Origin of the sequence: Mycobacterium sp. 852013-51886_SCH5428379 (genome assembly GCF_001665575.1) — a bacterium.
Lineage (GTDB): Bacteria > Actinomycetota > Actinomycetes > Mycobacteriales > Mycobacteriaceae > Mycobacterium.
Window position 1 is genome coordinate 52989 of the sequence record NZ_LZSU01000050.1, and the last position, 26190, is coordinate 79178.

The following is a 26190-nucleotide window of genomic DNA, read 5'->3' on the forward strand; positions in this document are numbered from 1 at the left end:
GTGGTGAGCGCAGCGCCGGCGATCGTGCTGGCCGCCCCGTCGTCGGGCAGTGGGAAGACCACGGTGGCAACAGGTCTGATGGGCGCGCTGCGGCAGGCCGGTCACACCGTCGCGCCGTTCAAGGTGGGTCCGGACTTCATCGACCCCGGATACCACGCCCTGGCCACCGGCAGGCCGGGCCGCAACCTGGACCCCGTGCTCGTCGGTGCGGATCTCATCGGACCGCTCTACGCCCACGGCGCCGCGGGCGCCGACATCGCCGTCGTCGAGGGCGTGATGGGCCTGTTCGACGGCCGCATCGGCGACCAGATGTCCGGTCCAGCAACGGGTTCGACTGCTCACGTCGCCACGTTGCTCGGCGCACCCGTGGTGCTGGTGGTCGACGCCCGCGGACAGAGCCACAGTATCGCCGCACTGCTGCAGGGTTTCTCGACGTTCGACCCGCTGACCCGCATCGTCGGGGTGGTGCTCAACCTCGTCGGCTCACCCCGCCACGAGGAGGTGCTGCGCCAGGCGTGCGATCACGCCGGGCTGCCGGTGCTGGGGGCGGTACCGCGCACCGAGGCGCTGAGCGTGCCGTCGCGGCATCTCGGTCTGGTCACCGCGGTCGAACACGGTGTACGGGCCCGGCAGGCGGTCGACGCGATGACCGCGTTGATCGCCCGCCACGTCGACCTGGATGCCGTCGTACGCAGTGCCGCAGCGGGGGTCAGTGCACCGCCGTGGACGCCGCCGGCCCTGCCGGCCGGTGACGGCGTGACCGTCGCGCTCGCCGCAGGCAAGGCCTTCACGTTCGGCTACCCGGAGCACGGCGAACTGTTGCGCGCGGCAGGCGCCGAGGTCGTCGAGTTCGACCCGCTGACCGATCCGCTGCCCGCCGGGACCGGCGCGCTCGTCGTCCCGGGCGGATTCCCCGAACAGCACACCGCCGACCTGTCCGCCAACACCGTTGTGCGCGAACAGATCCGTGAATTGGCCGCAGCCGGTGCGCCGATCCACGCCGAATGCGCCGGTCTGACCTACCTGGTCGACGATCTCGACGGCGCAGCGATGTGCGGGGTGCTCTCGGGGTCGGCGCGCTTCACCGAACGGCTCACCCTGGGCTACCGGGACGCGGTCGCCGTCGCGGACTCGTCGCTGCACACCGCGGGCGAACGTGTCACAGGTCACGAATTCCACCGCACCGCGGTTGCTTTCACCGCCGACTACCAGACCGCTTGGCGATACCCGGGCCGCTCAGGGCACGGCGTCGCCGACGGGGTGGTACACGGCGGCGTGCACGCCGGATATCTGCACACCCACCCCGCGGCGCACCCCCAGGCCGTCGCCCGCTTCGTCCGGACCGCCGCACGCTCTAAGCTCGCCGGGTGACCGATCACGCGTACCTCGTCGGCCTGCGCCTTGCGGGCAAGAAGGTCGTCTTCGTCGGTGGGGGAAGCGTCGCGCAGCGCCGGTTGCCGCTGCTGCTCGCCAACGGCGCCGACGTGCACGTCATCGCCCGCGAAGCCACCCCCGCGGTGGAGGCCCTCGCCGGGCAGGACCCGGGAATCACCCTGACACTGCGCGAATTCCAGGTCGGCGACCTGGACGGCGCCTGGTATGCCATCGCCGCCACCGACGATCCGGCGGTCAACGCCGCCGTCGTCGCCGAGGCCGAACGGCGACACATCTTCTGCGTCCGCGCCGACATCGCCCGGGAGGGCACCGCGGTCACCCCGGCGACCTTCGATCACGAGGGTCTGTCGGTCGGCGTGCTGGCCGGCGGCGAGCACCGTCGGTCCGCGGCGATCCGCTCGGCGATCCACGAGGCGCTGGCGAGCGGGCTGATCACCGCCGAGGACCCCGAGGCCCCGGCGACCGGCGTGGCGCTCGTCGGCGGCGGACCGGGCGACCCCGAGCTCATCACCGTGCGGGGCCGGCGCCTGCTCGCGCAGGCCGACGTCGTCGTCGCCGACCGCCTGGCCCCCCAGGAGCTCCTCGCCGAACTGGGGCCACACGTCGAGGTCATCGACGCCGCCAAGATCCCCTACGGCCGCGCCATGGCTCAGGACGCCATCAACGCACTGCTCATCGACCGCGCGTCGGCGGGCAATTTCGTGGTGCGACTCAAAGGCGGCGATCCGTTCGTGTTCGCCCGCGGTTACGAGGAGGTGCTGGCGTGCGCCGAGGCCGGTATCCCGGTGACCGTCGTACCCGGTGTGACCAGCGCCATCGGCGTGCCGGCGCTGGCCGGTGTGCCGGTCACCCACAGGCACGTCACGCACGAATTCGTGGTGGTCAGCGGGCATGTCGCGCCCGGGCACCCCGAATCGTTAGTCAATTGGGATGCACTCGCGGCTCTTTCCGGAACCATCGTGTTGCTGATGGCCGTCGAGCGGATTGAACTTTTCGCCGAGGTGCTCATCGCAGGCGGCCGGCCTGCGGATACGCCGGTTCTGGTGGTGCAGCACGGCACGACGAGCTCGCAACGAAGTTTGCGGGCGACCCTCGGCGACGCCCCGGAGAAGATCCGTTCCGAGGGCATCAGACCACCTGCGATCATCGTGATCGGGCCCGTGGCGGGCTTCGCCAAATAAAGGGTTCCTAAGATTACTGTAAGGTAACTCGTTATGACGGCTCTCAACGACGCCGAGCGTGCAGCCATGATTCGAGACGCCGACGGCACCTCGAAACGGGCCCGGCCGACGAGTGTGGAGCGCACGCCCGTTCCGCGCACTGCGAAGACCCCCGCCTGGGTCCCGTCCCGGCGTTTCTTCGCCGCGGTGATCGCGATCGCCGGTATGCAGCTGCTCGCCACCATGGACAGCACCATCGCGATCGTCGCGCTGCCCCAGATCCAGGACGAGCTCGGACTCTCCGACGCCGGCCGCAGCTGGGTCATCACCGCCTACGTCCTGACGTTCGGCGGTCTGATGCTGCTCGGCGGCCGCCTCGGCGACACCATCGGCCGCAAGCGGGCGTTCATCGCCGGCGTGGCGCTGTTCGTCATCGCCTCGATCCTGTGCGGCATCGCCTGGAACGAGGCGACCCTGGTGATCGCCCGCCTCCTGCAGGGCGTCGGTGCGGCCATCGCGTCGCCGACCGGTCTGGCACTGGTCGCGACGACGTTCCCGAAGGGTCCGGCCCGCAACGCCGCGACCGCGGTGTTCGCCGCGATGACCGGTGTCGGTTCGGTCATGGGCCTGGTCGTCGGCGGTGCGCTCACCGAGGTGTCGTGGCGCTGGGCGTTCCTGGTCAACGTGCCGATCGGTCTGGTGATGATCTACCTCGCGCACTCGACGCTGCGGGAGACCAGCAAGGAACGCCTGAAGCTCGACGCCGCAGGCGCCCTGCTGGCCACGCTGGGCTGTACCGCTGCGGTGTTCGGCTTCTCGATGGGACCCGAGAAGGGCTGGGCGTCCCCGATCACGATCGGCTCCATCGTCGCCGCCGCCGTGCTGATGATCGCGTTCGTCATCGTCGAACGCACCGCGGAGAACCCCGTCGTGCCGTTCAAGCTGTTCAAGGACCGCAACCGACTGGCCACGTTCTCCGCGATCTTTTTGGCCGGCGGCGTCATGTTCACGCTGACCGTGCTGATCGGCCTCTACGTGCAGGACATCCTGGGCTACTCGCCGTTGCGCGCCGGGATCGGCTTCATCCCGTTCGTCATCGCCATGGGCATCGGTCTGGCGCTGTCCTCGCAGCTGGTGTCGATGTTCCCGCCGCGCGTGCTGGTGATCGCCGGTGGTGTGCTGGTGCTCGGCGCGATGATCTACGGCTCGACACTCGAAATCGGTATCCCGTACTTCCCGAACCTGGTGCTGCCCATCACGATCGGCGGCATCGGCATCGGCATGATCGTCGTGCCGCTGACCATCTCGGCCATCGCCGGCGTCGGGTTCGACCAGATCGGCCCGGTCTCGGCGATCGCACTGATGCTGCAGAACCTCGGCGGACCCGTCGTGCTGGCGATCATCCAGGCGGTCATCACCTCGCGGACGCTGTACCTCGGCGGCACCACCGGCCCGGTGAAGAACATGGACACCGCGCAGCTCGCGGCGCTGGACGCCGGCTATACCTACGGCCTGCTGTGGGTGGCCGCGGTCGCGGTGCTCGTCGGCGGCGCGGCCCTGATGATCGGGTACACCAGCAAGCAGGTCGCGCATGCGCAGGAAGTCAAGGACGCGATCGACGCAGGAGAACTGTGATTCGGGTGTAGTTGGTTGCGCTCAGCGCGACTGACTACACCGAAATCGCTCTTAGTAAGGTTGTCGCTCGTGATCACCCGGATGTCCGAGCTGTTCCTGCGCACCCTGCGCGACGACCCCGCCGACGCCGAGGTGCCCAGCCACAAGCTGCTCATCCGCGCCGGGTACGTCCGCCCGATCGGGCCCGGTCTGTACAGCTGGCTGCCGCTGGGTCTGCGGGTGTTCCGCAAGATCGAGCAGATCATCCGCGAGGAGATGAACGCGATCGGCGGGCAGGAGATCCTGTTCCCGGCCCTGCTGCCGCGGGCGCCCTACGAGACCACCAACCGGTGGACCGAATACGGGGAGAACCTCTTCCGGCTCAAAGACCGCAGGCAGAACGACTATCTGCTCGGACCGACCCACGAGGAACTGTTCGCGCTCACGGTCAAGGGGGAGTACTCGTCGTACAAGGACTTCCCGGTGCGGCTGTACCAGATCCAGACCAAATACCGCGATGAGGCCAGGCCGCGGGCGGGCATCCTGCGCGGCCGCGAGTTCGTGATGAAGGACTCGTACTCCTTCGACGTCGACGACGACGGCCTCAAGAACGCCTATTACGCCCACCGCGAGGCCTATCAGCGGATCTTCTCGAGGCTGGGCGTCGACTACGTGATCGTCTCAGCGGTCTCGGGGGCGATGGGCGGCAGCGCTTCGGAGGAATTCCTCGCCGAGAGCGAGGTCGGTGAGGACACGTTCGTGCGGTGCCTGGAGTCGGGTTACGCCGCGAATGTGGAAGCGGTCCTGACCCGGGTGCCCGAGACGCGGCCGATCGACGGTCTGCCCGAGGCTGTGGTGCACGAGACCCCGGACGCACCGACGATCGCCACGCTGGTCGACTGGGCGAACTCCGCCGATCTGCCGAGCTTCGCGGGCCGGGAGGTGACGGCGGCGGACACGCTGAAGAACGTGCTGCTCAAGGTGCGCGAGCCCGGCGGCGAGTGGGAACTGCTGGCCATCGGGGTGCCGGGCGACCGGGAGGTCGACGAGAAGCGCCTCGGCGCGGCGCTCGAGCCGGCGGAGTACGCACTGCTCGACGACGCCGATTTCGCCAGGCACCCGTTCCTGGTGAAGGGCTATGTCGGTCCGAAGGCCCTGCGGGACAACGATGTGCGCTATCTGCTGGATCCGCGGATCGTGGACGGTACGGCGTGGATCACCGGTGCGGACGCGCCCAACCGGCATGTGGTGGACCTCGTGGCGGGCCGGGACTTCCACGGCGACGGCACGATCGAGGCCGCCGAGGTGCGCGACGGCGATCCGTCGCCGGATGGCGCGGGTCCGCTGGTCAGCGCGCGCGGTATCGAGATCGGCCACATCTTCCAGCTCGGCCGCAAGTACACCGACGCGTTCGCCGTCGACGTGCTCGGCGAGGACGGCAAACCGGTCCGGCTGACCATGGGGTCCTACGGCATCGGGGTGTCGCGGCTGGTCGCGGTGATCGCCGAACAGCAGCACGACGAGCTGGGCCTGCGCTGGCCGGCGGAGGTCGCGCCGTTCGACGTACACGTGGTGATCGCCAACAAGGACCCCGAGGCCCGAGCTGGCGCGCTCGAGCTGGCCGGCGATCTGGACCGCATCGGCATCGAGGTGCTCCTCGACGACCGGACCGCCTCACCCGGGGTCAAGTTCAAGGACGCCGAACTGCTCGGTGTGCCGTGGATCGTCGTGGTCGGCCGAGGCTGGGCCGACGGGATCGTCGAACTGCGCAACCGGTTCACCGGCGAGAAGCGCGAGGTCGCCGCCGACGCGGCGGCCACCGAGATCGCCTCGGCGCTGCGCTGAGTTACTCGTTCCCGCCGGGGAATGCGACGGTCACAGGGCGGGCGCCCACAATCTGCGTCCACTGCGCCGCGAAGACGGCCGACCGGGTCAGCGCCTCGACGCCGAAGGCACGGTCCTCGCTCGTGGTCGCCTGTTCGACGACCGCGCGCCAGGCCGCGGCGGCGTCCTCCTCCATCTGCACCGCCAGCTTCGCCGCGTCCTCGGGGTCGACCAGCCGGTCGGGGACCTGATAACCGGGCGCGGGTAGCGGCGGTGCGACGTCGCGCGCCTCCAGCAGTGCGATCGCGGCCTCCCGGCGCTGCCGGTGTGCCGCCATGCACGTCGAGACCAACCAGTTGTCGTCCGGTGTGGAGTGCGCCGACACCAGGCCGTAGCCGTAGATGACGCCGTGCTCGACGGCGACGGCGTCATACAGCGCGCCGTCGGCCGCGTCGGTTGGCCGTTGGGGTTCGTCGGGCTTCGGATCAGGGGACGTCACGGCGTACGCCCCGTTCCGGCCAGTGCCACCTGGTAGGCCGCCGTGCAGGCCGCGGCGATGGACGCCATCAGACCGGCCCGGTAGCCAGACCAGTGGGTGGCCAGTTCGGTCGCACTCTCGGCGGACTGGCGGAGCGCCGCCACCACGTCACCCACGACGGGTGGTTTCGCGGGGGCCGCGGTGCTTGTGGTGGCCGTGGCGGTGGGCGCCTCGTCACCGGCGAGGCGGGTCAATTCGTCGGTCAGCGCCACGGCGTGAGCGGAGCGCTCCGTGGCCACCGCCGTGAGCACCTGCGCAAGCGGCTTCGGGGAGCGAGCCGCCACGTCGGTGGCCAGCACACTGTCCGCAAGCGCCCGATCGAGTTGGGCTCTGAGTTCGTCGAGCTCCGGGGGCGGCGGCGGGGGAGCGCACGCGGCGGACGAGAGCCCCAGCACGGCCAGCGCGACCGCGCCGACCAGCACGCCGCGCCTGCTGACGGGGTCCAGGGCGCTCGGCACGAGCAACATCCTGCCAGCGGCCGACCTCTGCCCGTTCGCCCGCCCTCAGCGCCCGAGTTCGCCGTCGGGTGCGTTGGGGCTGGCGTAGTGTGGAAGCTCGACTCCGGGGCCTACCACCCACCCAGGATGCGTCCACAATTCAAGATGAGGAGCTCGCCGTGGGAACAAATCCCAGATCGCGACCGGCGGGATTGCCGTCGCAGGAGCAGGTGATCGAGCTACTCCAGGGTGAGTTCGCCGACGCCGGATTCGAGATCGAAGACGTCACCATCGACGGCGCGGCCCGACCCCCGCGGATCACCGTCGTCGCCGACGGCGACCGCGCACTGGACCTCGACACCATCGCCGCCCTGTCCCGGGCCTCGGCCGATCTGCTCGACCAGCTCGATGCGGCGCCCGGCGGCGCTCCCTACGTGCTGGAGGTCACCTCGCCGGGCGTGGACCGCCCGCTGACCGCCGAGAAGCACTACCGGCGCGCCAGGGGCCGCAAGGTGGAGGTCGCACTGGCCGACGGTTCGCAGCTGACCGGTCGGGTCGGCGAGGTTCGCGACGGGTCGGTGGCGCTGGTGGTGCGCGAAGGCGCCCGCGCCGATTTCTCGGTGCGCGAGCTGCCGCTCGATGCGATCACCAAAGCTGTTGTCCAGGTTGAATTTTCACCGCCGAATCAGCGTGAGCTGGAGCTTGCCGGGCTGCCGGGACAGGAGGGCTGAGCATGAACATCGACATGGCCGCACTGCACGCCATCGAAGCGGACAAGGGCATCACCGTCGACGTCGTCGTCGACACCATCAAATCGGCGCTGCTGACCGCCTACCGGCACACCGACGGCCATCAGCCGGACGCGCGCATCGAGATCGACCGCAAGACCGGCGCAGTCACGGTGCTGGCGCGGCAGACCGACGCCGACGGCAACGTCGTCCACGAGTGGGACGACACGCCGGAGGGGTTCGGCCGGATCGCCGCCACCACCGCGCGGCAGGTCATCCTGCAGCGGCTCCGCGACGCGGAGAACGAGAAGAACTACGGCGAGTTCTCCGCCCGCGAGGGCGACATCGTGGCCGGCGTGATCCAGCGCGACGCCAGGGCCAACGCCCGCGGCCTGGTGGTCGTCCGCATGGGCAGCGAGATCAAGGGCAACGAAGGGGTCATCCCCGCCGCCGAGCAGGTGCCCGGTGAGCGCTACGAACACGGCGACCGGCTGCGCTGCTACGTCGTCGGGGTGACCCGCGGCGCACGGGAACCGCTGATCACGCTGTCCCGGACGCACCCGAACCTCGTCCGCAAGCTGTTCAGCCTCGAGGTGCCGGAGATCAACGAGGGCTCGGTCGACATCGTCGCCGTCGCGCGGGAGGCCGGCCACCGGTCGAAGATTGCGGTGGCCTCCCGGGTGCCGGGACTCAACGCCAAGGGGGCCTGCATCGGACCGATGGGCCAGCGGGTGCGCAACGTGATGAGCGAACTGTCCGGCGAGAAGATCGACATCATCGACTACGACGAGGATCCGGCCCGCTTCGTGGCCAACGCGCTCTCACCCGCCAAGGTCGTCTCCGTCACCGTCATCGACGAGGCGGCCCGGGCCGCGCGGGTGGTCGTCCCGGACTTCCAGCTCTCGCTGGCCATCGGCAAGGAAGGGCAGAACGCCCGGCTGGCGGCTCGGCTGACCGGCTGGCGCATCGACATCCGCAGCGATTCGGCGCCGCCCGATCAAGCCGGGCCGGGTACCGAGGCGGCACGTCCCGTCGCGCGCGATCGCTGACCGCGTTCGGCCGGAGATGCCGTTTCGGTCAGAGGGGCGCTTGACGGTAGACTCAGCCGTGATCCAGCGTGAGACTCCGGCTTCGACGCACAGCCGCCACCCCGACCAGCGTGTCGGTCCGGTACGGACGTGTGTGGGCTGCCGCAGCCGAGCGTTGGCCGTCGATCTGCTGCGAGTGGTCGCTGTGGTCGACGGGAATGGCGAATGCGCTGTGACCGTTGATCAAGCGGGTAGTCTGCCGGGGCGGGGTGCGTGGTTGCATCCCGACGAGCAGTGTCTACACGCAGCAGTGCGGCGGCGAGCGTTCGCCCGAGCGCTGCGAATCACCGGCTCACCGGAGTTATCCGGGGTGATCGAACACGTCGAGAACCTCTCGGCGGGTCCGCCCGCCCCAGCTAGAGAACAGGTAGCGAAGAACATGAGCACACCGTGAAGTCCCGATGACCATGCGTCATAGCTAACCCGAGGCGCGGCGCCTCTCACTGCTGTCGCCTCTAGAGATGGAGAAGTAGTGGCAGGTAAGGCCCGCGTGCACGAGTTGGCGAAGGAACTCGGTGTCACAAGTAAGGAACTGCTCGCAACGCTGAAAGAGCAGGGCGAGTTCGTCAAGTCAGCCTCCTCGACCGTGGAGGCCCCCGTCGCGCGTCGGTTGCGCGAGAAGTTCGACAAGCCCGCGTCCGCACCGGCGAAGAGCGCGGGCAACGGCGCTCCCGCCGCTCCGGCGGCCCCCGCAGCATCGCCGGCCACGGCCGCCGCGGCCGCTGCACCCGCACCGACCCCCGCACCGCCGGCACCCCCGGCGAGCGCGAAGCCGGCGGCGCCCAAGCCCGCCGCTCCGCAGCCCGTCGCACCGGCCCAGCCCGCGGCCGCCGCACCGGCACAGCCCGCCGCTGCGGCTCCGACGCCCGCGGCACCTGCACCGGCACAGCCCGCCGCGCCGTCCCGTCCGGGCCCGACGCCGGGACCCCGCCCGGGCCCCGCGCCCAAGCCCGCGCCGCGCACTCCGCGCGTCGGCAACAACCCCTTCTCGTCGCAGCAGCCGGTCGAGCGGCCGGCCCCCAGGCCGCCGGCGCCCCGTCCTGGCGCACCCCGGCCCGGTACGCCGCGACCCGGCATGTCGCCCAACAACATGCCGCCGCGTCCCGCAGGTCCCCGTCCGGGCGCCCCGGCTGGTCGCCCCGGTGGTCCGCGTCCCGGACCCGGTGGTCGTGGTCCCGGTGGTGCCGGCGGCGGTCGTCCCGGTGGTGGCGGCGGCGGCGGTAACTACCGCGGTGGCGGCGCCGGTGGTGGCGGCGGCGCTCCGGCCGGCGGTGGCTTCCGGGGTCGTCCCGGTGGCGGCGGTCGCCCGGGTCAGCGCGGTGGCGCTGCCGGTGCGTTCGGTCGTCCCGGCGGCGCACCCAAGCGCGGTCGCAAGTCGAAGCGCGCGAAAAGGGCCGAATACGAGAACATGCAGGCGCCGGTCGTCGGTGGCGTGCGGTTGCCGCACGGCAACGGCGAGACCATCCGGCTGGCCCGCGGCGCATCGCTGAGCGACTTCGCCGAGAAGATCAACGCCAACCCGGCCTCGCTGGTGCAGGCGCTGTTCAACCTCGGTGAGATGGTCACCGCGACGCAGTCGGTGAACGACGAGACCCTCGAGCTGCTGGGCAGCGAGATGAACTACGTCGTCCAGGTCGTCTCCCCGGAGGACGAGGACCGCGAACTGCTGCAGTCCTTCGACCTCACGTACGGCGAGGACGAGGGCGGCGAAGAGGACCTCGAGTTCCGTCCGCCGGTCGTCACCGTCATGGGTCACGTCGACCACGGCAAGACGCGCCTGTTGGACAGCATCCGGCAGGCCAACGTCCGCGAGGGCGAGGCCGGTGGCATCACCCAGCACATCGGCGCTTACCAGGTCCTCACGGAACTGGACGGCAACGAGCGGCTGGTGACGTTCATCGACACCCCGGGTCACGAGGCGTTCACCGCCATGCGTGCCCGTGGCGCCAAGGCCACCGACATCGCGATCCTCGTGGTCGCCGCCGACGACGGCGTCATGCCGCAGACGGTGGAGGCGATCAACCACGCTCAGGCGGCCGACGTGCCGATCGTCGTGGCAGTCAACAAGATCGACAAGGAGGGCGCCGACCCGGCCAAGATCCGCGGGCAGCTCACCGAGTACGGCCTGGTGGCCGAGGACTTCGGTGGCGACACCATGTTCGTCGACATCTCCGCCAAGCAGGGCACCAATATCGACGCGCTGCTCGAAGCGGTGCTGCTGACCGCGGACGCCGCGCTCGACCTGCGGGCCAACCCCGACATGGAGGCCCAGGGTGTGGCGATCGAGGCGCACCTCGACCGCGGCCGCGGCCCCGTGGCCACCGTGCTCATCCAGCGCGGCACCCTGCGGGTCGGCGACTCGATCGTCGCCGGCGACGCCTACGGCCGCGTCCGTCGCATGGTCGACGAGCACGGTGACGACGTCACCGAGGCGCTGCCGTCGCGGCCGGTCCAGGTCATCGGCTTCACGTCGGTGCCCGGTGCGGGTGACAACCTGCTGGTCGTCGACGAGGACCGCATCGCCCGCCAGATCGCCGACCGGCGCAGTGCGCGCAAGCGCAACGCCCTGGCCGCGCGCAGTCGCAAGCGGATCAGCCTGGAGGACCTGGATTCGGCGCTGAAGGAGACCAGCCAGCTGAACCTGATCCTCAAGGGCGACAACTCCGGCACCGTCGAGGCGCTGGAAGAGGCCCTGATGGGGATCGAGATCGACGACGAGGTGGAGCTGCGCGTCATCGACCGCGGCGTCGGCGGCGTCACCGAGACCAACGTCAACCTGGCGTCGGCCTCGGATGCGATCATCATCGGCTTCAACGTCCGCGCGGAGGGCAAGGCCACCGAGCTGGCCAACCGCGAGGGCGTCGAGATCCGGTACTACTCGATCATCTACCAGGCCATCGACGAGATCGAGAGCGCGCTGAAGGGCATGCTCAAGCCGGTCTACGAGGAGAAGGAACTCGGCCGCGCCGAGATCCGGGCGATCTTCCGGTCGTCGAAGGTCGGCAACATCGCAGGCTGCCTGGTGCAGTCCGGGATCATGCGCCGCAACGCCAAGGCCCGGTTGCTCCGCGACAACGTCGTGGTCGCCGAGAACCTCACCGTGTCCTCGCTCAAGCGCGAGAAGGACGACGTCACCGAGGTGCGCGAAGGCTACGAGTGCGGTCTGACGCTGACCTACAACGACATCAAGGAAGGCGACGTCATCGAGACGTACGAGCTCGTCGAGAAGGCCCGCACGTGAGGGCCTCCGAATAATGGCTGATCCGGCTCGGGCACGCCGGCTGGCCAAGCGGATCTCCACCATCGTCGCCTCGGCGATCGAGTACGAGATCAAGGATCCGCGACTGGCCGGCGTGACCATCACCGATGCGAAGGTCACCAACGACCTGCACGACGCCACGCTGTACTACACAGTGCTGGGCCGAAGCCTCGACGAGGAGCCCGATTATGCGGGCGCCGCGGCGGCGCTGGAGAAGGCCAAGGGTGTGCTGCGGACCAAGGTGGGCGCCGGGACCGGGGTGAGGTTCACCCCGACCCTGGCGTTCGTCCGCGACACCGTGCCCGAAACCTCCGCGCACATGGAGGAGTTGTTGGCGCGCGCCCGGGCTGCAGATGAGGATTTGGCAAGAGTTCGGGAAGGTGCGAAGCATGCGGGGGACAGCGACCCGTACCGTGTGACTGGGAGCGAGGACATCGGCGGGGAAACGCGTACGGAGTTCAACACCACGCTCAACCCCGAGGACACCGGTGACCGCTATCGACAAGACGACTGACGCACCTGCAGGTGCGCGGGTAGACGCCTACCGGGCGGCCGACATCCTCGACGGAGCGGCGACGGTCAGCGTCATCTGTCACGTCTATCCTGACGCCGACACCATCGGCGCGGGACAGGCGCTGGCTCTGGTGCTCGACCACGCCGGCAAGAGTGTCGAGGTGAGTTTCGCTGCGCCGGAGACGCTTCCGGAATCGCTGCAGACGCTGCCCGGCGGGCATCTGCTGGTCGCACCGCAGGACATGCGCCGCGACGCGGATCTCGTCGTGACCGTGGACATCCCGAGTGTCAACCGGCTCGGCGCCCTGGACGATCTGGCCGAACCGGGGCGGCGCGTGCTCGTCATCGACCACCACGCGTCCAATCAACTGTTCGGCAGCGCCAACTACGTGGACCCGACCGCGGACTCCACCACGATGTTGGTCGCCGAGATCCTCGACGCCTGGAACAAGCCGATCGACAAGGGCGTCGCACACTGCCTGTATGCGGGCCTGACCACCGATACCGGGTCGTTCCGCTGGGCGACCGCCCGCGCGCATCGGCTGGCCGCCCGGCTGGTCGAACTCGGTGTCGACAACGCCTCCATCAGCCGCACGCTGCTCGACACCCACCCGTTCGAGTGGCTGCCGATGCTCTCGCGGGTGCTGGGGTCGGCCCGGCTGCTGCCGGACGCAGTCCACGGACTCGGTCTGGTTTATGCCGTGGTCAGCCACGACGAGTGGCGCGAAGCCCGGCCCGAGGAGGTGGAGAGCATCGTCGACATCGTGCGCACCACGCGGCAGGCCGACGTCGCCGCGGTGTTCAAGGAGATCGCACCGCAGCAGTGGTCGGTCTCGATGCGCGCCAAGACGATCGATCTGACCGCGGTGGCCGGCGCCTTCGGGGGCGGCGGACATCGGCTCGCGGCGGGGTACTCCGCGACCGGGCGGGCCGATGACGTCGTTGCCGCCCTGCGCAGGGCTCTTGGCTGAACCGGAGACGCCGGCGGCGACCAGCCGACGGATCGCCGGCCTCGCATTCCCGGCCCTCGGGGTCCTCGCCGCCGAACCGGTCTATCTGCTGTTCGATCTGGCCGTCGTCGGCCGCCTCGGCGCGGTATCCCTGGCCGGGCTCGCGATCGGCGCGCTCATCATGGGCCTGCTCACCTCGCAGCTGACGTTCCTGTCCTACGGCACCACCGCCCGCTCGGCTCGCCACTTCGGTGCGGGCGATCGCGCGTCGGCGGTCGGGGAGGGAGTGCAGGCCACGTGGCTGGCGCTGGGCATCGGGCTGGTGATCGTGGCTGTGGTGCAGGTGGTGACGGGGCCGCTGGTGCGGACGCTGGCCGGCCCCGGCGACGGTGGCGCCGAGATCGCCGACGCCGCCCTCCCGTGGGTGCGGATCGCCAGCCTGGCGGTGCCGGCCATCCTCGTAGCGGCGGCGGGCAACGGCTGGATGCGCGGCGTGCAGGACACGATGCGTCCGCTGCGCTACGTCGTCACCGGCTTCGCGGTGTCGGCGGTGCTGTGCCCGCTGCTGGTGTACGGGCTGCTGGGGTTCCCGCGGCTCGGCCTGCCCGGTTCGGCGGTGGCCAACGCGGTCGGTCAGTGGCTGGCCGCGCTGATGTTCATCGGCGCCCTGTTCGCAGAGAAGGTGTCGCTGCGCATCCAGCCGGCGGTGCTGCGGGCGCAGACGGTGATGGGCCGGGATCTGGTGCTGCGCACGCTGGCGTTCCAGGCGTGCTTCATCTCCGCGGGTGCGGTCGCGGCCCGCTTTGGCGCCGCCGCGGTCGCCGCACACCAGGTGGTGTTGCAGCTGTGGAATTTCCTTGCGCTGGTGCTGGATTCGCTGGCGATCGCCGCGCAGTCGCTGGTCGGGGCGGCGCTGGGGGCGAGCCGGCTCGGCCAGGCGAAATCGGTGGCGTGGCGGGTGACCGTCTTCTCGACCGTGGCGGCCACGGCGCTGGCCCTGGTGTTCGCCGTGGGCGCCTCGTTGATCCCCGGCGTGTTCACCGACGACCAATCGGTGCTCGACGAGATCGGGGTGCCGTGGTGGTTCCTGGTCGCGCAGCTGCCGATCGCCGGCGTGGTGTTCGCGATCGACGGGGTGCTGCTCGGCGCGGGCGACGCGACGTTCATGCGCAACGCGACGCTGCTGAGTGCCCTGCTCGGCTTCCTGCCGCTGATCTGGTTGTCGTTGGCGTTCGGGTGGGGTCTGCTCGGCATCTGGTCCGGCCTGACGACGTTCATGGCGCTGCGGTTGGTGTTCGTCGGCTGGCGCGCCCTGTCGGGTCGCTGGCTGATCCCCGGACTGCGTTGACTTTGTCACCAGATCGTCGGATCGGGCTGATCGACGATCTGACGACAAACTCAACGCAGGTACTCAGTCGGCGGCGGTGGAACTGCCGAGCAGATCGCGCACCCGGTTGGCGACCCGGATGAACTCCGGACGCTCCATGGTCTCGGCGTAGTCGCGTTCGGCGGGCAGGTCGACGTCGAGCGTCTCGACGATCCGCCCCGGCCGTGGGCTCATCACGACGACCCGGTTGGCCAGGTACACCGCCTCGGCGACCGAGTGGGTCACCAGGACCACGGTGGTCCCGGTCTCTCGCCAGATGCGATGCAGTTCGATGTTCATCTTCTCGCGGGTCAGCGCGTCGAGGGCGCCGAACGGCTCGTCCATGAGCAGCACCTCGGGTTCGTGCAGCAGCGCCCGACACAGCGAAACCCGCTGCTGCATACCGCCCGACAGCTCGTGGGGCAGCGCGTCCTCGAACCCGGTGAGGCCGGTCATCTCGATGAGCTGGTCACAGCGTCTCGCGGCGGTCTGCCGCGGCATGCCGCGCATCTCTGCCTGCAGCAGGATGTTTCGCCGGACAGACCGCCACTCGAGCAGCGCGGCACGCTGGAACACGTAGCCGATCTCGCGTTGCGGGCCCCGGACGGCCTTGCCGCGGAGCCGGACCTGCCCCGACGTGGAGTCGGTCAGGCCGGCGACCACCTTGAGCAGTGTCGACTTGCCGCATCCGGACGGACCGGCGATGGAGACGAATTCACCGTCGGACACTCGAAGGTCGATGCCCTCGAGTGCGGTGACGGTCGCCCGCTTCGACGAGAACGTGACATTGAGGTTCTCGATCGTGATGGCCTCTGAGGTCACGGTGGTCCTCGGTGCGGTGATGGTGGCAGTGGACATCTCTCTCACTCGTTTCTACTGCTCGGCCTTGGGAGCGAACGACGAATCCCAGTAGGCGGACGGATCTTTCGCCGTCTCGAGCAGACCGGCGTCGGTGAGGGTGGTGATGGTGGTCGACCAGTCCTCCTTGGCGTTGGAGCCTGGCACCTGGTTGGCGGTGGCAGGAGTGCTCAGCAGCGGGATGGTCTGCTGCCACTGCTGCAGGAGCACCTCGCGGGGCGGCATCTGCGGATCCTTACCCGCCATAGCGTCGACGGCGGCTTCCGGGTTGTCCGCTGCGGCGGCGTACGCCTCACTGGTGGCGTCGACCATCGACTGCACCAGTTCGGGGTTGTCGGCGATCGTCGACTCGTTCGCGATCAGACCGTTGCTGTAGAAGTTCAGACCGGCGTCGGAGTACTTGAGATAACGCACCTCCCGGCCGCTCTTGTTCGCGATGGTGGGGCCCTGGTCGTGCGCGAACCCGATCAGGCCGTCCACCCGGCCGGACATCATCGCGGCCATCTTGCCCGCTGCGTCGAGGCTCTGTTGGGTCACCTGATCCGAGGCGACGCCGACCTTGTCGAGGTAGATCGGGAAGGTTGTCGTGGGTGCGTCACCCGCCGACACCGCGATGGTGCGGCCGGCGAGGTCCTGTGGGCTGTTGATGCCCGAGTCGGCGAACACCTGCACCGCCGACGGTGTGGTCTGGAGGAACACCCCGGTGCTCTTGACCTTGACGCCCTTGTCGATGTTGCTCAGCACGGCCGGTGTGTCGGCCCAGCCGAAGTCGGCCTGCCCCGCTCCGACGGCCTGCACCGTCTTGGTCGATCCCTGGCCTGCGTCGATCTTGAGGTCGATGCCGTGCTTGGCGAAAATACCCTCCTGGACGCCGTAGTAGAAGGGTGCGTGCTCGCCGTACGGATACCAGTTGAGCATCAGGGCCGTGGAATCGCCCGAACCCTCGGCGTTCTGGGAGCTTTCGCCGCCACCGCAGGCCGTGAGGCCCAGTGCGGCGATGGTGGTCACGGCCGCGACGGTGGCGCGGCGGCGGATGGAAGTCATGGGTGTTCTCCTTGCTGAGATGAGAGGGTCAGGGCGCACTAGGCGGCGGTGGAGGCGGAGTTGACCGTGCGGCGCGACGAGTGCCACGGGATGAGCAGCTTCTCGGCGATCTCGATGATCGCGAAGAGCGCGATGCCGAGTGCGGACATGATGATCAGGGCGGCGAACAGCATTGCGGTGTCGACGTTTCCGTTGGCCTGCAGGATGACGTAGCCGAGTCCTTCGTTGGCACCCACGAATTCACCGACGACAGCGCCGGTGACGGCCAGTGTCGCAGCCACCTTCAGTCCGGACATGAGCTGCGGCAGTGACGCGGGGAATCGGACCTTCATGAAGGTCTTGAATCTGCTGGCGCCCATGGTCGAGGTGAGCTCGATGATCTCCGGATCCACCGAGCGCAAGCCTGCCAGCCCGGAGATGACGATGGGGAAGAACGCCATCAGGACCGCGACGAGGATCTTGGGCGACGGCCCGAATCCCAGCCACACCACGAACAGCGGGGCGATCGCGATCTTCGGAACCACCTGCGCGAACAGGATCAGCGGGTAGACGGTCTTCTCCAAACTGGCCGAGTAGACCATCATCACGGCCACGAATTCGCCGACCAGTGCGGCGATCACGAAGCCGATGACCGTCTCCCAGGTGGTCACCCAGGTGTTCTGCGCGAGGTAGGTCGCGTTCTCCTGTGCGGTGATCCAGGTGTCCGCCGGCGAGGGCAAGATGTAGGGCGCGACCAGCTCGGCCTCGGTCACCGCCCACCAGGCGGCGAGTAGAGCCACGACGAGCGCGAGCGGCCGCCAGAGGCCTGCGGCGGTGCGCCGCACGGAGAAGTTCGGGCGGCGTGATCGCCGCGGGGACGCCGGCGTCGCCGCCGCTGGGCTGTCCGCATCCCCTGAGGGGCGCACGCCGGCCGATGCCGTAACCGCCATGGAAGAGTCCTAAGTTCGCAGTGGGTCGGGCCGACGGCCCGACTGGGAATGCGCTTTCCGAAGCGGTTCCGACCATAACGTGATGCAACGCACACTGTCAACGCATTCGTGGCCCGCGCGGCGCGGCGTCGGTCAGTCCAGTCGCGTGCTGTCGCGGAGCACGACCCGGCCGGGAACGCGTTCGCGCAGGTCAGCGTCGCTGTCGGATGCGCACAGCGCCAATTCCGCCGCGCGGGCGCCGATTTCCTCCAGTGGCAGGACGACCGTGGTCAGACTCGGTGTGTGGTCACGCAGGGTGGGGATGTCGTCGAAGCCGGCGACACACAGATCGCCCGGCACGGACAGGCCCAGTTCGCGCCATGCCGCGATGGCTCCGATCGCCATCACGTCGGTCACCGCGAAGACGCAGACCGGTTTCGTCCCCGCGCCGGGTTGGATCTGCAGTGCGGCGGCCAGGCGCAGCGCCGCCGAGTGGCCACCGTCGCGGGTGAAGGCGCCCGACACCTCCACGAGAGGGGTGAGGCCGCGCCGTCCGAGCGCCTCGACGAACCCGTTCCGGCGGTCGACCGCGGTGCGGATGCTGCCGGGACCTCCGATGACGGCGAATTCGGTGTGTCCCGCGTCGACCAGAGCATAAGCCAATTCGCGTGAAGCAAAATAGTTTTCGGGCTCCACGGCGCCACCGAAGGCGAGTGGCTGACCGATCACGACCACCCGACCCCCGTTCTCGCGGTACCGGCCGAACTCCGCTTCGAGTTCGCGGTCGAGGTCTCCGCTCTGACGGGATCCCGCCAGCACGATGGCGTCGGCGCGGTGGGCGATGAACGTGGCGACCGCTTCGCGCTCGATGTCGAAATCCCGATCGGTGCCGGCGAGCAGCACCTGTTTGCGGGCCGTGCGGGCGGCGGACTGGACGCCGCGGGCGATCGAGGAGAAGTACGGGTCGGCGATGTCGTGGACGACCAGGCCCAACAGGCCGGTCGACGACCGGGCCAGAGCCTGGGCCTGGGCGTTCGGCACGTACCCGAGTTCACGGGCCGCCGCGCGGACCCGGTCGGCGACACCCTCGCCCGGCACCCGGGCCGACCCGTTGAGCACCCGCGATGCGGTGGCCTGGGACACCCCGGCCCGAGCGGCCACATCCTGCAGCCTCACTGCAGCCATCACCGAACTCCCACTATGTCGACGCGGTCGTCTTGACCGAACGTTGTGCAGAGCTTACCGTGGAAAGCGCATTCCGAAGTGCTGACACCACGTATCACCCGTCTCCCGGGTGCCGCGACGGTGTGAATCGACGACAGCACCGTCGGCCGGCGATCGCCGGACCGGCGCTCACCCGAAGGAATCCCGATGACATCACCCTCCGGTCGCCGCACCCTGCGTATCGCCATGAACGGCGTGACGGGGCGCATGGGCTACCGCCAGCACCTCGTCCGCTCGATCCTGCCGCTGCGCGACACCGGTCTGGTGCTCGAGGACGGCAGCCGTATCGCGATCGAGCCGATCCTCGTCGGGCGCAACGCCGACAAGTTGGCCGACCTGGCCGCCGAACACGACGTCGAACACTGGACCACCGACACCGCGTCGGTGATCGCCGATCCGACCGTCGACGTCTATTTCGACGCGCAGGTCACCTCACGCCGGGTGGAGGCGCTCACGTCGGCGATCAAGGCCGGAAAGCACGTCTACACCGAGAAGCCGACCGCCGAAACCCTCACCGAGGCGATCGAACTGGCCCGGATGGCGGAGAACGCCGGTGTCGTCGCCGGTGTGGTGCACGACAAGCTGTACCTGCCCGGTCTGGTGAAGCTGCGCCGCCTGGTCGACGAGGGCTTCTTCGGCCGCATCCTGTCGCTGCGCGGTGAGTTCGGGTACTGGGTGTTCGAAGGCGACGGCCAGCCGGCGCAGCGGCCCAGTTGGAACTACCGGGCTGAAGACGGCGGCGGGATCACCGTCGACATGTTCTGCCACTGGAACTACGTCATGGAGGCGCTCCTCGGCCCCGTCGAAGCCGTGACCGCCCGTGCGGTCACCCACATCCCGACGCGCTGGGACGAGGCCCGCCGCGAGTACGCCGCCACCGCCGACGATGCCGCGTACGGCATCTTCGAGATCGCGGGCGGCGTCATCGCCCAGATCAATTCGTCGTGGGCCGTGCGGGTGCACCGCGATGAACTCGTCGAGTTCCAGATCGACGGCACGCACGGTTCGGCCGTCGCCGGCCTCCGGCAGTGCGTCGCTCAGCAGCGCGCACACACCCCGAAGCCGGTGTGGAACCCGGATCTGCCTGCCACCGAGAATTTCCGCGACCAGTGGCTGGAGGTGCCGGCGAACGCGGATCTGGACAACGGTTTCAAGCTGCAGTGGGAGGAGTATCTGCGCGACGTCGTGGCGGGCCGGCCACACCGGTACGGGCTGCTGTCGGCCGCCCGCGGCGTGCAACTGGCCGAACTCGGCCTGCGCAGCTCGGCCGAGGGCCGCCGCCTCGCGGTCCCGGAGATCGTCCTGTGACCGCCACCCCGCTCACCGGCACCACGGTCTCGCTCCCGCTCTACGGCGAACACCGACTCGGCGACCCCGGTCCCTGGCGGCGTCCGGAGCACCCCATCCGATCCCGCATCGCCTACGCGGCCGCGCACGTGGTGCCCCGACCGCTGTCGGACACCAGCCCCGGCGCGCCGACGGACCTGGACTGGGAGACCACCCTGGCATTCCGCCACGAGATCTGGTCCTACGGCCTGGGCGTGGCCGACGCGATGGACACCGCCCAGCGCGGGATGGGCCTGGACTGGCCCGCCACCCGCGAACTGATCCACCGCAGCGGACGCGAGGCCGCCTCGGTCGGTGGACTGCTCGCCTGCGGCGCCGGAACCGATCAGCTCGACCCGGCCGACGTCCCGACAGGCGCCCCGGGTCTGACGATGATCACCGACGCCTACCGCGAGCAGATCAGCGTTGTGCGGGAGGCCGGTGCCAACGTCATCCTGATGGCGTCGCGGGCATTGGCCCGGGTGGCGACCTCGCCGGCGGACTACCTGGCGGTGTACGGGCCGCTGTTGGCCGAAGCGGACCGGCCGGTGATCCTGCACTGGCTGGGGGAGATGTTCGACCCCGCGCTGCGCGGTTACTGGGGTGACGTCGATATCGACGGTGCCACTGCGGTTTTCCGAGAACTCATCGAGGCCAACGCGGACAAGGTAGACGGCGTCAAGGTCTCTCTGCTCGACGCCTCGCACGAAGTGGCGCTGCGCCGGCTGCTACCGGCGGGCGTGCGGCTCTACACCGGCGACGACTTCAACTATCCCGACCTCATCATCGGTGACACCGAGGGACGCTCCGACGCGCTGTTGGGCATTTTCGCGGCGATCTATCCCGCGGCATCGACCGCGCTGCAGGAACTCGATGCGGGCCGTCCGGATCGCGCGCACGCGATCCTGGAGTCCACCAGGGCGCTGGGCCGGCACATCTTCAGCGCCCCGACGTACTACTACAAGACCGGTATCGCCTTCCTCGCCTGGCTCAACGGGCATCAGCCCGGGTTCACCATGGTGGGCGGTCTGTCGAGCGGACGCTCGCTGCGCCATCTCTGCGAGGTGTTCGTGCTGGCCGACCGCGCCGGACTGCTCACCGATCCGGATCTTGCGGCGCACCGGATGCGTCTGTTCCTTGCACTGAACGGGATCGACCGATGACCGGGGCGCTGGCGAGGCTGTCGCTGAACACCATGACCACCAAGGGCTGGACGCTGCGCGAAGCGGTCGAGGCCACTGCGGCTGCGGGGCTACCCGCGATCGGTCTCTGGCGTGACCGCGTGGCGGAGACCGGCCTCGACACCGCCGCGAAACTGGTTCGCGATCACGGGCTGCGGGTCTCCAGCCTGTGCCGGGGCGGCTTCCTCACCGGCGCAGACGGGGGCGCCGACGCGCTCGACGACAACCGCCGTGCGATCGACGAGGCCGCCGCGCTCGGTACGCGGGAGCTCGTGCTCGTGGCCGGCGGAATGCCCGATCGCGACCTCACCGGCGCCCGCCGCCGGCTCGCGGAACGGCTCGCGCTGCTGGTGCCGTATGCGGCCGAACGCGAGGTTCGGTTGGCCCTCGAACCGCTGCACCCGATGTTCTGCGCCGACCGCGCGGTGATCTCGACGCTGGCGCAGGCGCTGGCGCTGGCTGCTCCGCATCCTGCCGACACCGTGGGCGTGGTGGTCGACACCTTCCACGTTTGGTGGGATCCCGATCTGGCCGACGGCATCGCCGCCGCGGGCGCGCAGGGACGCATCAGCGCGTTCCAGGTCTGCGACTGGCTGGTGCCGATGACACCGGATCCGCTCGTGTCGCGGGGGATGATGGGTGACGGCGTCATCGACTTCGCGGCGATCGCACAGCAGGTCACCGCCGCCGGATACCGCGGCGATGTCGAGGTCGAGATCTTCAACGAAACTGTCTGGGCCACCGACGGACTCGCTGTACTCGAGACGATGAAGCAGCGCTACCTCGAGCTGGTCGCGCCCGGGCTGGCCGACTAGCGGTTCTGGGCGCGGCCCCGCTCGAACACCGAGGCGCGGCTGGCGGCGATGTCGTCGCCGGTGGTCGAGGCCATCCACTGCCGCGCGGAGTCGGCCTCGATCCACAGCGCCGCGTTGGTCTGCGATTCGTCGATGCGGTGATAGGAGTCCAGCAGCGACCGCACCGCCCGCTGGTTGTTGCCGACGATCGACGCGGCGACGGCCCTGGCGGTCGGCAGCAGTTGGTCGTGGTCGACGACCTCGGTCACCAGACCGGCCCGCAGGGCGTCCGCGGCGGACAGATAGTCGCCGGTCAGGCTCATCCGTCGGGCCATCCCGACGCCGACCTTCTGCGGCAGCCGCACCGACAACCCCCACGTCGGCAGCAGACCGACCCGGGCATGGGTGTCGGCGAATCGGGCCTTCTCCGAGGCGATCAGGATGTCGCAGTACAGCGCGATCTCCAGACCGCCGGTCACCGCCGCCCCGTTGATCGCCCCGATCACCGGTTTGGTCATCGGCGGCCATTTCGGCGAGATGTCCGGTAGCTGGGTCGTATCACCCAGTTCCTTGAGGTCCAGCCCCGCGCAGAACACCGGGTCGGCGCCGGTGACGATCACGACGTCGACGCCGTCATCGGCCTGCGCATCGCGCAGCGCCGCGAAGAACTTGCCGCGCAACTCCGCCGACAGCGCGTTGCGCGACTGCGGCCGGTTCAGCGTCAGGGTGCGGACTCGGTCGGTGGTGTCGATCAGCAGCACGTCGGTGTCGTCGGTCATGGTGCTAGACGGTAACGCCCGCGCCTATCGTGGCTGATATGTGCCGAAACATCACCGAGTTGCGTGGCCTCGAGCCCGCGGCGACCGACGAGGAGATCGAGGCCGCCGCCCGTCAGTACATCCGCAAGGTCAGCGGGATCACCCGGCCCACCGCCGCCAACGCCGAGGCCTTCGAGACCGCCGTCGCTGAGGTCACCGCGACGACCACCCGACTGCTCTCCGGGCTGCCGCCGCGACGTCAACCGCCGAAGACGGTGCCGCCGCTGCGCCGGCCCGAGGTGCGGGCCCGGCTCAACCTCGCGTGAGCACCCCGGCGCTCAAGGAGTGGAGTGCCGCGGTGCACGCACTGCTCGACGGCCGACAGACGGTACTGCTGCGTAAGGGCGGCATCGGCGAGAAGCGCTTCCGCCTGCCGTCGGAGGTGGACGCCGACCGTTTCCTGTTGTTCCCCACGGTGGCGCACAGCCATGCCGAGCGCGTTCGCCCCGAACACCGCGATCTGCTCGCACCCGCCGCCGCCGACAGCACCGAGGACGCGGTGACGATCCGCGCCGGCGCGACAGTGGTTGCCGCCATCGAGGTTCAGCGCCCGGAGGCGGTCGCGGAGCTGGCGTCGCTGCACATCTGGACGACCGATTCGGTGCAGCAGGATCGGCTGGACTTCCGGCCCAGACGCCGACTGGCCGTCCTGGTCGTATCGGTCTGCCCGCTGACCGAACCGGTACGTATGGAGCGGCTTCCGCAATACGGCGGATGTACCAGTTGGGTCGACCTCGCGGTGGCGGCCGACTGGGGGACACCCGTGCACGATGACGCGACGCTGCGCGACGTGGCCGACCGGGTGCGGCGCTCAGTGGGCTGACGGCGGCCGGTCCGCGGCGGGCAGCACGATGCGCGAGATCCCGCCCTGCCCGTGCCGGACTGTGTGTACGGCCTTCGTCATCCGTCGGCCGGTGATCGGCGGCTCGCCGGTACCGAGGTTGCGGGCGAAGCGTGGATGCGATCCGCCCGCCACCAGTACGCGCAGCCGCGAACCTGCCCGGAAGCGGTGCGCCACCGCGTCCAGTTCGAGACGCACGGTGCCGTCGGGACCCGTCAGCCGCCGGAAGCCCTCGGACACGTTGCGCGAGCGGCCTTTCGCATCGACCGCACTGAGCCGGACGAACAGATCCCGGTGCGGATTGTCAGAGGCGCAGCTCAGCTCGACCACGGGGGTGCCGATCACATAAAGATCCGCCGAGAGTGGCGCACCGGTGAAGGTGAGCACGTCCGACCGTGCGGCGAGCCGGTCGTCCCTGCGGTAGCCCCCTTTGGCCGACAGCAGCCGCCCGCCCACCGTCGGCGTGGGATCGGCGGGGTCGTAGACGAATGACGACGGCGCCGCGGTCGCCGCCGGAGGATCGGCGGTGAGGCCGCCGCCGGGAGTCAGGAACAGTTCGCGCTCACCGACCTGCGGCGGCCAGTCGTCGAGTTCGCACCAGCCGCCGCCGTTGATCTCGAAGCGCACCCGCCGGGTCCGCGCACCCGGCGCTCCGTCCAGGTGGGTGCCCAGCCAGTCCAGTGTCTCCCGCAGCACCGTGGGCGCACCCTTGGTCATCACCTGGGAATGCGTCCACGACCCGACGGTCAGCGCTACCGGAACGCCGCGGTCGCGCAGTTGCGCGTACTGGGCGAGGGTCTGATCGAGGAACAGGTCCTGCCAACCACTGAACAACAGAACCGGCACCTGCACCCGGTCCAGCGCGTCGGCCGCGCGCAGCCGGTCCCAGAACGCGGTGTCGTCGGGATCCTGCAGCCAGGATTCGTACCACGGCGCGCCCGCTCCGAGCAGCCGTCGCCCGGCCTCGCCGAGCGGCACACCGGCAGCCGCCCTGGCCACCGTGCGCCCCGCGCGGACCTGGCGGACCAGCGCATTGAGCCGTCCGGGGTCCTCCTGGTGGGCCATCATGTCGCTCCACCCGAGGAAGTCGTTGAGCGAGAACGATCCGGTGCCCCACGAGGAGGTGTGGAAGTCGTGCGGACCGACGGCGATCACCGCCGCGCGCAGCTCCGGTGGCGGATCGGTCAGCAGCGCCCACTGGGTGAACCCGAGATAGGACAGCCCGAGGGTGGCGAAAGTGCCGGTGAACCAAGGCTGTTCACGCAACCACACCACGGTGTCCGCGCCGTCCTCGCGCTCGTGCGCCATCGGCTCGAAGTCCCCGCCGGATCCGAACGTGCCCCGCACGCTCTGCACGACGACGTGGTAGCCGCGGCGCGCGTAGACCACCGCGAACAGCGTCGAGAACGGGAAACCGCGGCCGTACGGACACCGGACCAGCAGGGTGCCAGCCGGGCGCCGGTGACTGGGGGCAGCGGTGGGAATGTAGTGGTCGGCGAGCAGATCGACGCCGTCGCGCATCGGCACCCGCACACCGCGGTCGACGGTGAAATCGGTGGTGTGCGGAGGGAGTCGCAGCAGCCGGCTGACGGCCTTGCCCAGTACGGTCACCCGGTCAGGCTAGCTGCGCCCTAATGGGTTGCGCCCTAATAGATGTAGTGGGGGGCCAACTCCTGGGCCTTCTGCAGGTTGGTCTGCATGCAGTCCACATCCGGTACCGAGTAGACCGGCGAGTAGAACAGCACCTGCTGGATGACGCCGTAGTCGGTCTTGAACGCCAGCGCGCAGGTGATCCACCACCGGTTGTTCCAGTCGGTGGGCTTCATGATCCAGTACTGGGCGGCGCGGTGACCGGCGACGTCGAGCTGCACCGCGTCGGGGGGCAGCGTCTCCTCGTAGCTGCGCCAGACGAACGCCTCGACGGTCAACTGGTAGTTGCCGGCGTCGTATTTGCAGCGGAGGCTGTCCTCCGGGGCCGGCGGCGTGTACGCCAGGCCGGCACGCTGCACCACGTCGAGCGGGATGTCGCGGCACGGGTCGAACGGTGACGGGTCGACGGTGTCGATCACCGGATACTTGATCGAGGACGACGCAGTCATCGGCAGGAACGTCGAGCGCAGATCGATCCGGCCCGTCGTACCGCTGACCGGGTCGGCCTGCACCACCACGATCACCGCCGCGAACAACGCGCACAACGCCGAGAGAACTCTCAGCCTGGCGGCCATCACACCCCCTTGTGTTCGGGCGGTTCACCGCCGTGGACCCCATCCGACCCTGCGGGGAGTGTAGCCGTCCGCCGACGCCCACTGAACCGTAAACCAGAA

The 26190-nt window shown here is 69.6% G+C and carries 25 protein-coding genes; 16 read left to right on the forward strand and 9 right to left on the reverse strand.

From position 1 onward, the window contains the following. The 4 genes from A5757_RS19935 (at position 1) to A5757_RS19950 (ending at position 6014) form a co-directional block, all read left to right on the forward strand. Positions 1-1371 carry a cobyrinate a,c-diamide synthase gene (locus A5757_RS19935; protein WP_066837613.1) on the forward strand — a complete coding sequence of 457 codons (1371 nt, stop codon included), beginning with the start codon at positions 1-3 and terminating at the stop codon, positions 1369-1371. Continuing rightward, positions 1368-2576: a uroporphyrinogen-III C-methyltransferase gene (gene cobA / locus A5757_RS19940; protein WP_066837616.1), complete on the forward strand. Its 1209-nt coding sequence runs from the start codon at positions 1368-1370 to the stop codon at positions 2574-2576. The genes A5757_RS19935 and cobA overlap by 4 nt, the downstream gene beginning before the upstream one ends. A gap of 33 nt (positions 2577-2609) precedes the next feature. Further along, a complete protein-coding gene (locus A5757_RS19945) occupies positions 2610-4190 on the forward strand; it encodes an MFS transporter (RefSeq protein WP_066837619.1) in 1581 nt (526 codons plus the stop codon). A gap of 69 nt (positions 4191-4259) precedes the next feature. Beyond that, on the forward strand, positions 4260-6014 hold the full coding sequence (locus tag A5757_RS19950; RefSeq protein WP_066837622.1) for a proline--tRNA ligase: 1755 nt from the start codon (positions 4260-4262) through the stop codon (positions 6012-6014). A gap of 1 nt (position 6015) precedes the next feature. On the opposite strand, the gene A5757_RS19955 is transcribed toward A5757_RS19950, so the two are convergent. Both A5757_RS19955 and A5757_RS19960 read right to left on the reverse strand, forming a co-directional pair. Further along, positions 6016-6492: a ferritin-like domain-containing protein gene (locus tag A5757_RS19955; RefSeq protein ID WP_066837623.1), complete on the reverse strand. Its 477-nt coding sequence runs from the start codon at positions 6490-6492 to the stop codon at positions 6016-6018. After that, a complete protein-coding gene (locus A5757_RS19960; RefSeq protein WP_197497401.1) occupies positions 6489-6998 on the reverse strand; it encodes a hypothetical protein in 510 nt (169 codons plus the stop codon). The genes A5757_RS19955 and A5757_RS19960 overlap by 4 nt, the downstream gene beginning before the upstream one ends. 149 nt (positions 6999-7147) lie before the next feature. On the opposite strand from A5757_RS19960, the gene rimP reads away from it, so the two are divergent. From rimP to A5757_RS19990, 7 genes are all read left to right on the forward strand, one after another. After that, positions 7148-7699, forward strand: a complete 552-nt coding sequence (gene rimP / locus A5757_RS19965) for a ribosome maturation factor RimP (RefSeq protein WP_066837625.1) — start codon at positions 7148-7150, stop codon at positions 7697-7699. A 2-nt stretch (positions 7700-7701) separates the two neighbouring features. Beyond that, complete coding sequence (gene nusA / locus A5757_RS19970; RefSeq protein ID WP_066837627.1) at positions 7702-8745, forward strand: transcription termination factor NusA; 1044 nt, start codon at positions 7702-7704, stop codon at positions 8743-8745. Between the two features lie 16 nt (positions 8746-8761). Beyond that, on the forward strand, positions 8762-9178 hold the full coding sequence (locus tag A5757_RS23010; protein WP_082929589.1) for a YlxR family protein: 417 nt from the start codon (positions 8762-8764) through the stop codon (positions 9176-9178). A gap of 78 nt (positions 9179-9256) precedes the next feature. After that, the gene (gene infB / locus A5757_RS19975; RefSeq protein ID WP_082929590.1) at positions 9257-12025 is read left to right on the forward strand and encodes a translation initiation factor IF-2; all 2769 of its coding nucleotides are present in this window, start codon (positions 9257-9259) and stop codon (positions 12023-12025) included. Positions 12026-12038: 13 nt separating this feature from the next. Then, on the forward strand, positions 12039-12557 hold the full coding sequence (gene rbfA, locus A5757_RS19980; protein WP_066837632.1) for a 30S ribosome-binding factor RbfA: 519 nt from the start codon (positions 12039-12041) through the stop codon (positions 12555-12557). Next, positions 12532-13527 (forward strand): bifunctional oligoribonuclease/PAP phosphatase NrnA, encoded by a 996-nt coding sequence (locus A5757_RS19985; RefSeq protein WP_066837635.1) that lies wholly within the window; start codon positions 12532-12534, stop codon positions 13525-13527. Before rbfA ends, A5757_RS19985 begins: the two co-directional genes overlap by 26 nt. Continuing rightward, positions 13490-14854 (forward strand): MATE family efflux transporter, encoded by a 1365-nt coding sequence (locus tag A5757_RS19990; protein ID WP_156618589.1) that lies wholly within the window; start codon positions 13490-13492, stop codon positions 14852-14854. Before A5757_RS19985 ends, A5757_RS19990 begins: the two co-directional genes overlap by 38 nt. 63 nt (positions 14855-14917) lie before the next feature. On the opposite strand, the gene A5757_RS19995 is transcribed toward A5757_RS19990, so the two are convergent. From A5757_RS19995 to A5757_RS20010, 4 genes are all read right to left on the reverse strand, one after another. Next, positions 14918-15730 carry an ABC transporter ATP-binding protein gene (locus tag A5757_RS19995; protein ID WP_066837641.1) on the reverse strand — a complete coding sequence of 271 codons (813 nt, stop codon included), beginning with the start codon at positions 15728-15730 and terminating at the stop codon, positions 14918-14920. 15 nt (positions 15731-15745) lie between these two features. Further along, positions 15746-16774, reverse strand: a complete 1029-nt coding sequence (locus A5757_RS20000) for an ABC transporter substrate-binding protein (RefSeq protein ID WP_066837643.1) — start codon at positions 16772-16774, stop codon at positions 15746-15748. A 38-nt stretch (positions 16775-16812) separates the two neighbouring features. Continuing rightward, positions 16813-17703, reverse strand: coding sequence for an ABC transporter permease (locus tag A5757_RS20005; RefSeq protein WP_066837646.1), 891 nt, complete (start codon positions 17701-17703; stop codon positions 16813-16815). A 132-nt stretch (positions 17704-17835) separates the two neighbouring features. Further along, positions 17836-18867, reverse strand: coding sequence for a LacI family DNA-binding transcriptional regulator (locus tag A5757_RS20010; protein WP_066837649.1), 1032 nt, complete (start codon positions 18865-18867; stop codon positions 17836-17838). A gap of 186 nt (positions 18868-19053) precedes the next feature. On the opposite strand from A5757_RS20010, the gene A5757_RS20015 reads away from it, so the two are divergent. The 3 genes from A5757_RS20015 to A5757_RS20025 are packed head-to-tail and all read left to right on the forward strand — an operon-like array spanning position 19054 to position 22228. Beyond that, on the forward strand, positions 19054-20214 hold the full coding sequence (locus A5757_RS20015) for a Gfo/Idh/MocA family protein (protein WP_066837654.1): 1161 nt from the start codon (positions 19054-19056) through the stop codon (positions 20212-20214). Further along, a complete protein-coding gene (locus A5757_RS20020) occupies positions 20211-21395 on the forward strand; it encodes a dihydrodipicolinate synthase family protein (RefSeq protein ID WP_066837656.1) in 1185 nt (394 codons plus the stop codon). The genes A5757_RS20015 and A5757_RS20020 overlap by 4 nt, the downstream gene beginning before the upstream one ends. Beyond that, positions 21392-22228 (forward strand): sugar phosphate isomerase/epimerase, encoded by an 837-nt coding sequence (locus A5757_RS20025; RefSeq protein WP_066837658.1) that lies wholly within the window; start codon positions 21392-21394, stop codon positions 22226-22228. Before A5757_RS20020 ends, A5757_RS20025 begins: the two co-directional genes overlap by 4 nt. Here the strand turns inward: A5757_RS20025 and A5757_RS20030 are convergent. Continuing rightward, positions 22225-22986, reverse strand: coding sequence for an enoyl-CoA hydratase (locus tag A5757_RS20030; RefSeq protein ID WP_066837659.1), 762 nt, complete (start codon positions 22984-22986; stop codon positions 22225-22227). The two genes, A5757_RS20025 and A5757_RS20030, sit on opposite strands and share 4 nt — an antisense overlap. A 38-nt stretch (positions 22987-23024) precedes the next feature. On the opposite strand from A5757_RS20030, the gene A5757_RS20035 reads away from it, so the two are divergent. After that, positions 23025-23291, forward strand: a complete 267-nt coding sequence (locus A5757_RS20035; RefSeq protein WP_066837661.1) for a DUF2277 domain-containing protein — start codon at positions 23025-23027, stop codon at positions 23289-23291. Then, complete coding sequence (locus tag A5757_RS20040) at positions 23288-23848, forward strand: DUF1802 family protein (RefSeq protein ID WP_066837664.1); 561 nt, start codon at positions 23288-23290, stop codon at positions 23846-23848. The genes A5757_RS20035 and A5757_RS20040 overlap by 4 nt, the downstream gene beginning before the upstream one ends. On the opposite strand, the gene A5757_RS20045 is transcribed toward A5757_RS20040, so the two are convergent. Both A5757_RS20045 and A5757_RS20050 read right to left on the reverse strand, forming a co-directional pair. Next, positions 23837-25477: a CocE/NonD family hydrolase gene (locus tag A5757_RS20045; protein ID WP_066837667.1), complete on the reverse strand. Its 1641-nt coding sequence runs from the start codon at positions 25475-25477 to the stop codon at positions 23837-23839. The genes A5757_RS20040 and A5757_RS20045 overlap by 12 nt on opposite strands. Positions 25478-25512: 35 nt before the next feature. Further along, entirely contained in the window at positions 25513-26091 is a 579-nt protein-coding gene (locus tag A5757_RS20050; RefSeq protein ID WP_066837670.1) for a DUF3558 domain-containing protein, read from the reverse strand. Positions 26092-26190 lie beyond the last annotated feature (99 nt).

Excerpts from the sequence above, each read along its gene's own strand:
- A5757_RS19945 (WP_066837619.1), top strand. The coding sequence starts at position 2,610 with ATGACGGCTCTCAACGACGCCGAGCGTGCAGCCATGATTCGAGACGCC.
- A5757_RS19960 (WP_197497401.1), bottom strand. The coding sequence starts at position 6,998 with ATGTTGCTCGTGCCGAGCGCCCTGGACCCCGTCAGCAGGCGCGGCGTG.
- nusA (WP_066837627.1), top strand. The coding sequence starts at position 7,702 with ATGAACATCGACATGGCCGCACTGCACGCCATCGAAGCGGACAAGGGC.
- A5757_RS23010 (WP_082929589.1), top strand. The coding sequence starts at position 8,762 with ATGCCGTTTCGGTCAGAGGGGCGCTTGACGGTAGACTCAGCCGTGATC.
- rbfA (WP_066837632.1), top strand. The coding sequence starts at position 12,039 with ATGGCTGATCCGGCTCGGGCACGCCGGCTGGCCAAGCGGATCTCCACC.
- A5757_RS19990 (WP_156618589.1), top strand. The coding sequence starts at position 13,490 with ATGACGTCGTTGCCGCCCTGCGCAGGGCTCTTGGCTGAACCGGAGACG.
- A5757_RS19995 (WP_066837641.1), bottom strand. The coding sequence starts at position 15,730 with ATGTCCACTGCCACCATCACCGCACCGAGGACCACCGTGACCTCAGAG.
- A5757_RS20000 (WP_066837643.1), bottom strand. The coding sequence starts at position 16,774 with ATGACTTCCATCCGCCGCCGCGCCACCGTCGCGGCCGTGACCACCATC.
- A5757_RS20005 (WP_066837646.1), bottom strand. The coding sequence starts at position 17,703 with ATGGCGGTTACGGCATCGGCCGGCGTGCGCCCCTCAGGGGATGCGGAC.
- A5757_RS20010 (WP_066837649.1), bottom strand. The coding sequence starts at position 18,867 with ATGGCTGCAGTGAGGCTGCAGGATGTGGCCGCTCGGGCCGGGGTGTCC.
- A5757_RS20015 (WP_066837654.1), top strand. The coding sequence starts at position 19,054 with ATGACATCACCCTCCGGTCGCCGCACCCTGCGTATCGCCATGAACGGC.
- A5757_RS20025 (WP_066837658.1), top strand. The coding sequence starts at position 21,392 with ATGACCGGGGCGCTGGCGAGGCTGTCGCTGAACACCATGACCACCAAG.
- A5757_RS20030 (WP_066837659.1), bottom strand. The coding sequence starts at position 22,986 with ATGACCGACGACACCGACGTGCTGCTGATCGACACCACCGACCGAGTC.
- A5757_RS20035 (WP_066837661.1), top strand. The coding sequence starts at position 23,025 with ATGTGCCGAAACATCACCGAGTTGCGTGGCCTCGAGCCCGCGGCGACC.
- A5757_RS20050 (WP_066837670.1), bottom strand. The coding sequence starts at position 26,091 with ATGGCCGCCAGGCTGAGAGTTCTCTCGGCGTTGTGCGCGTTGTTCGCG.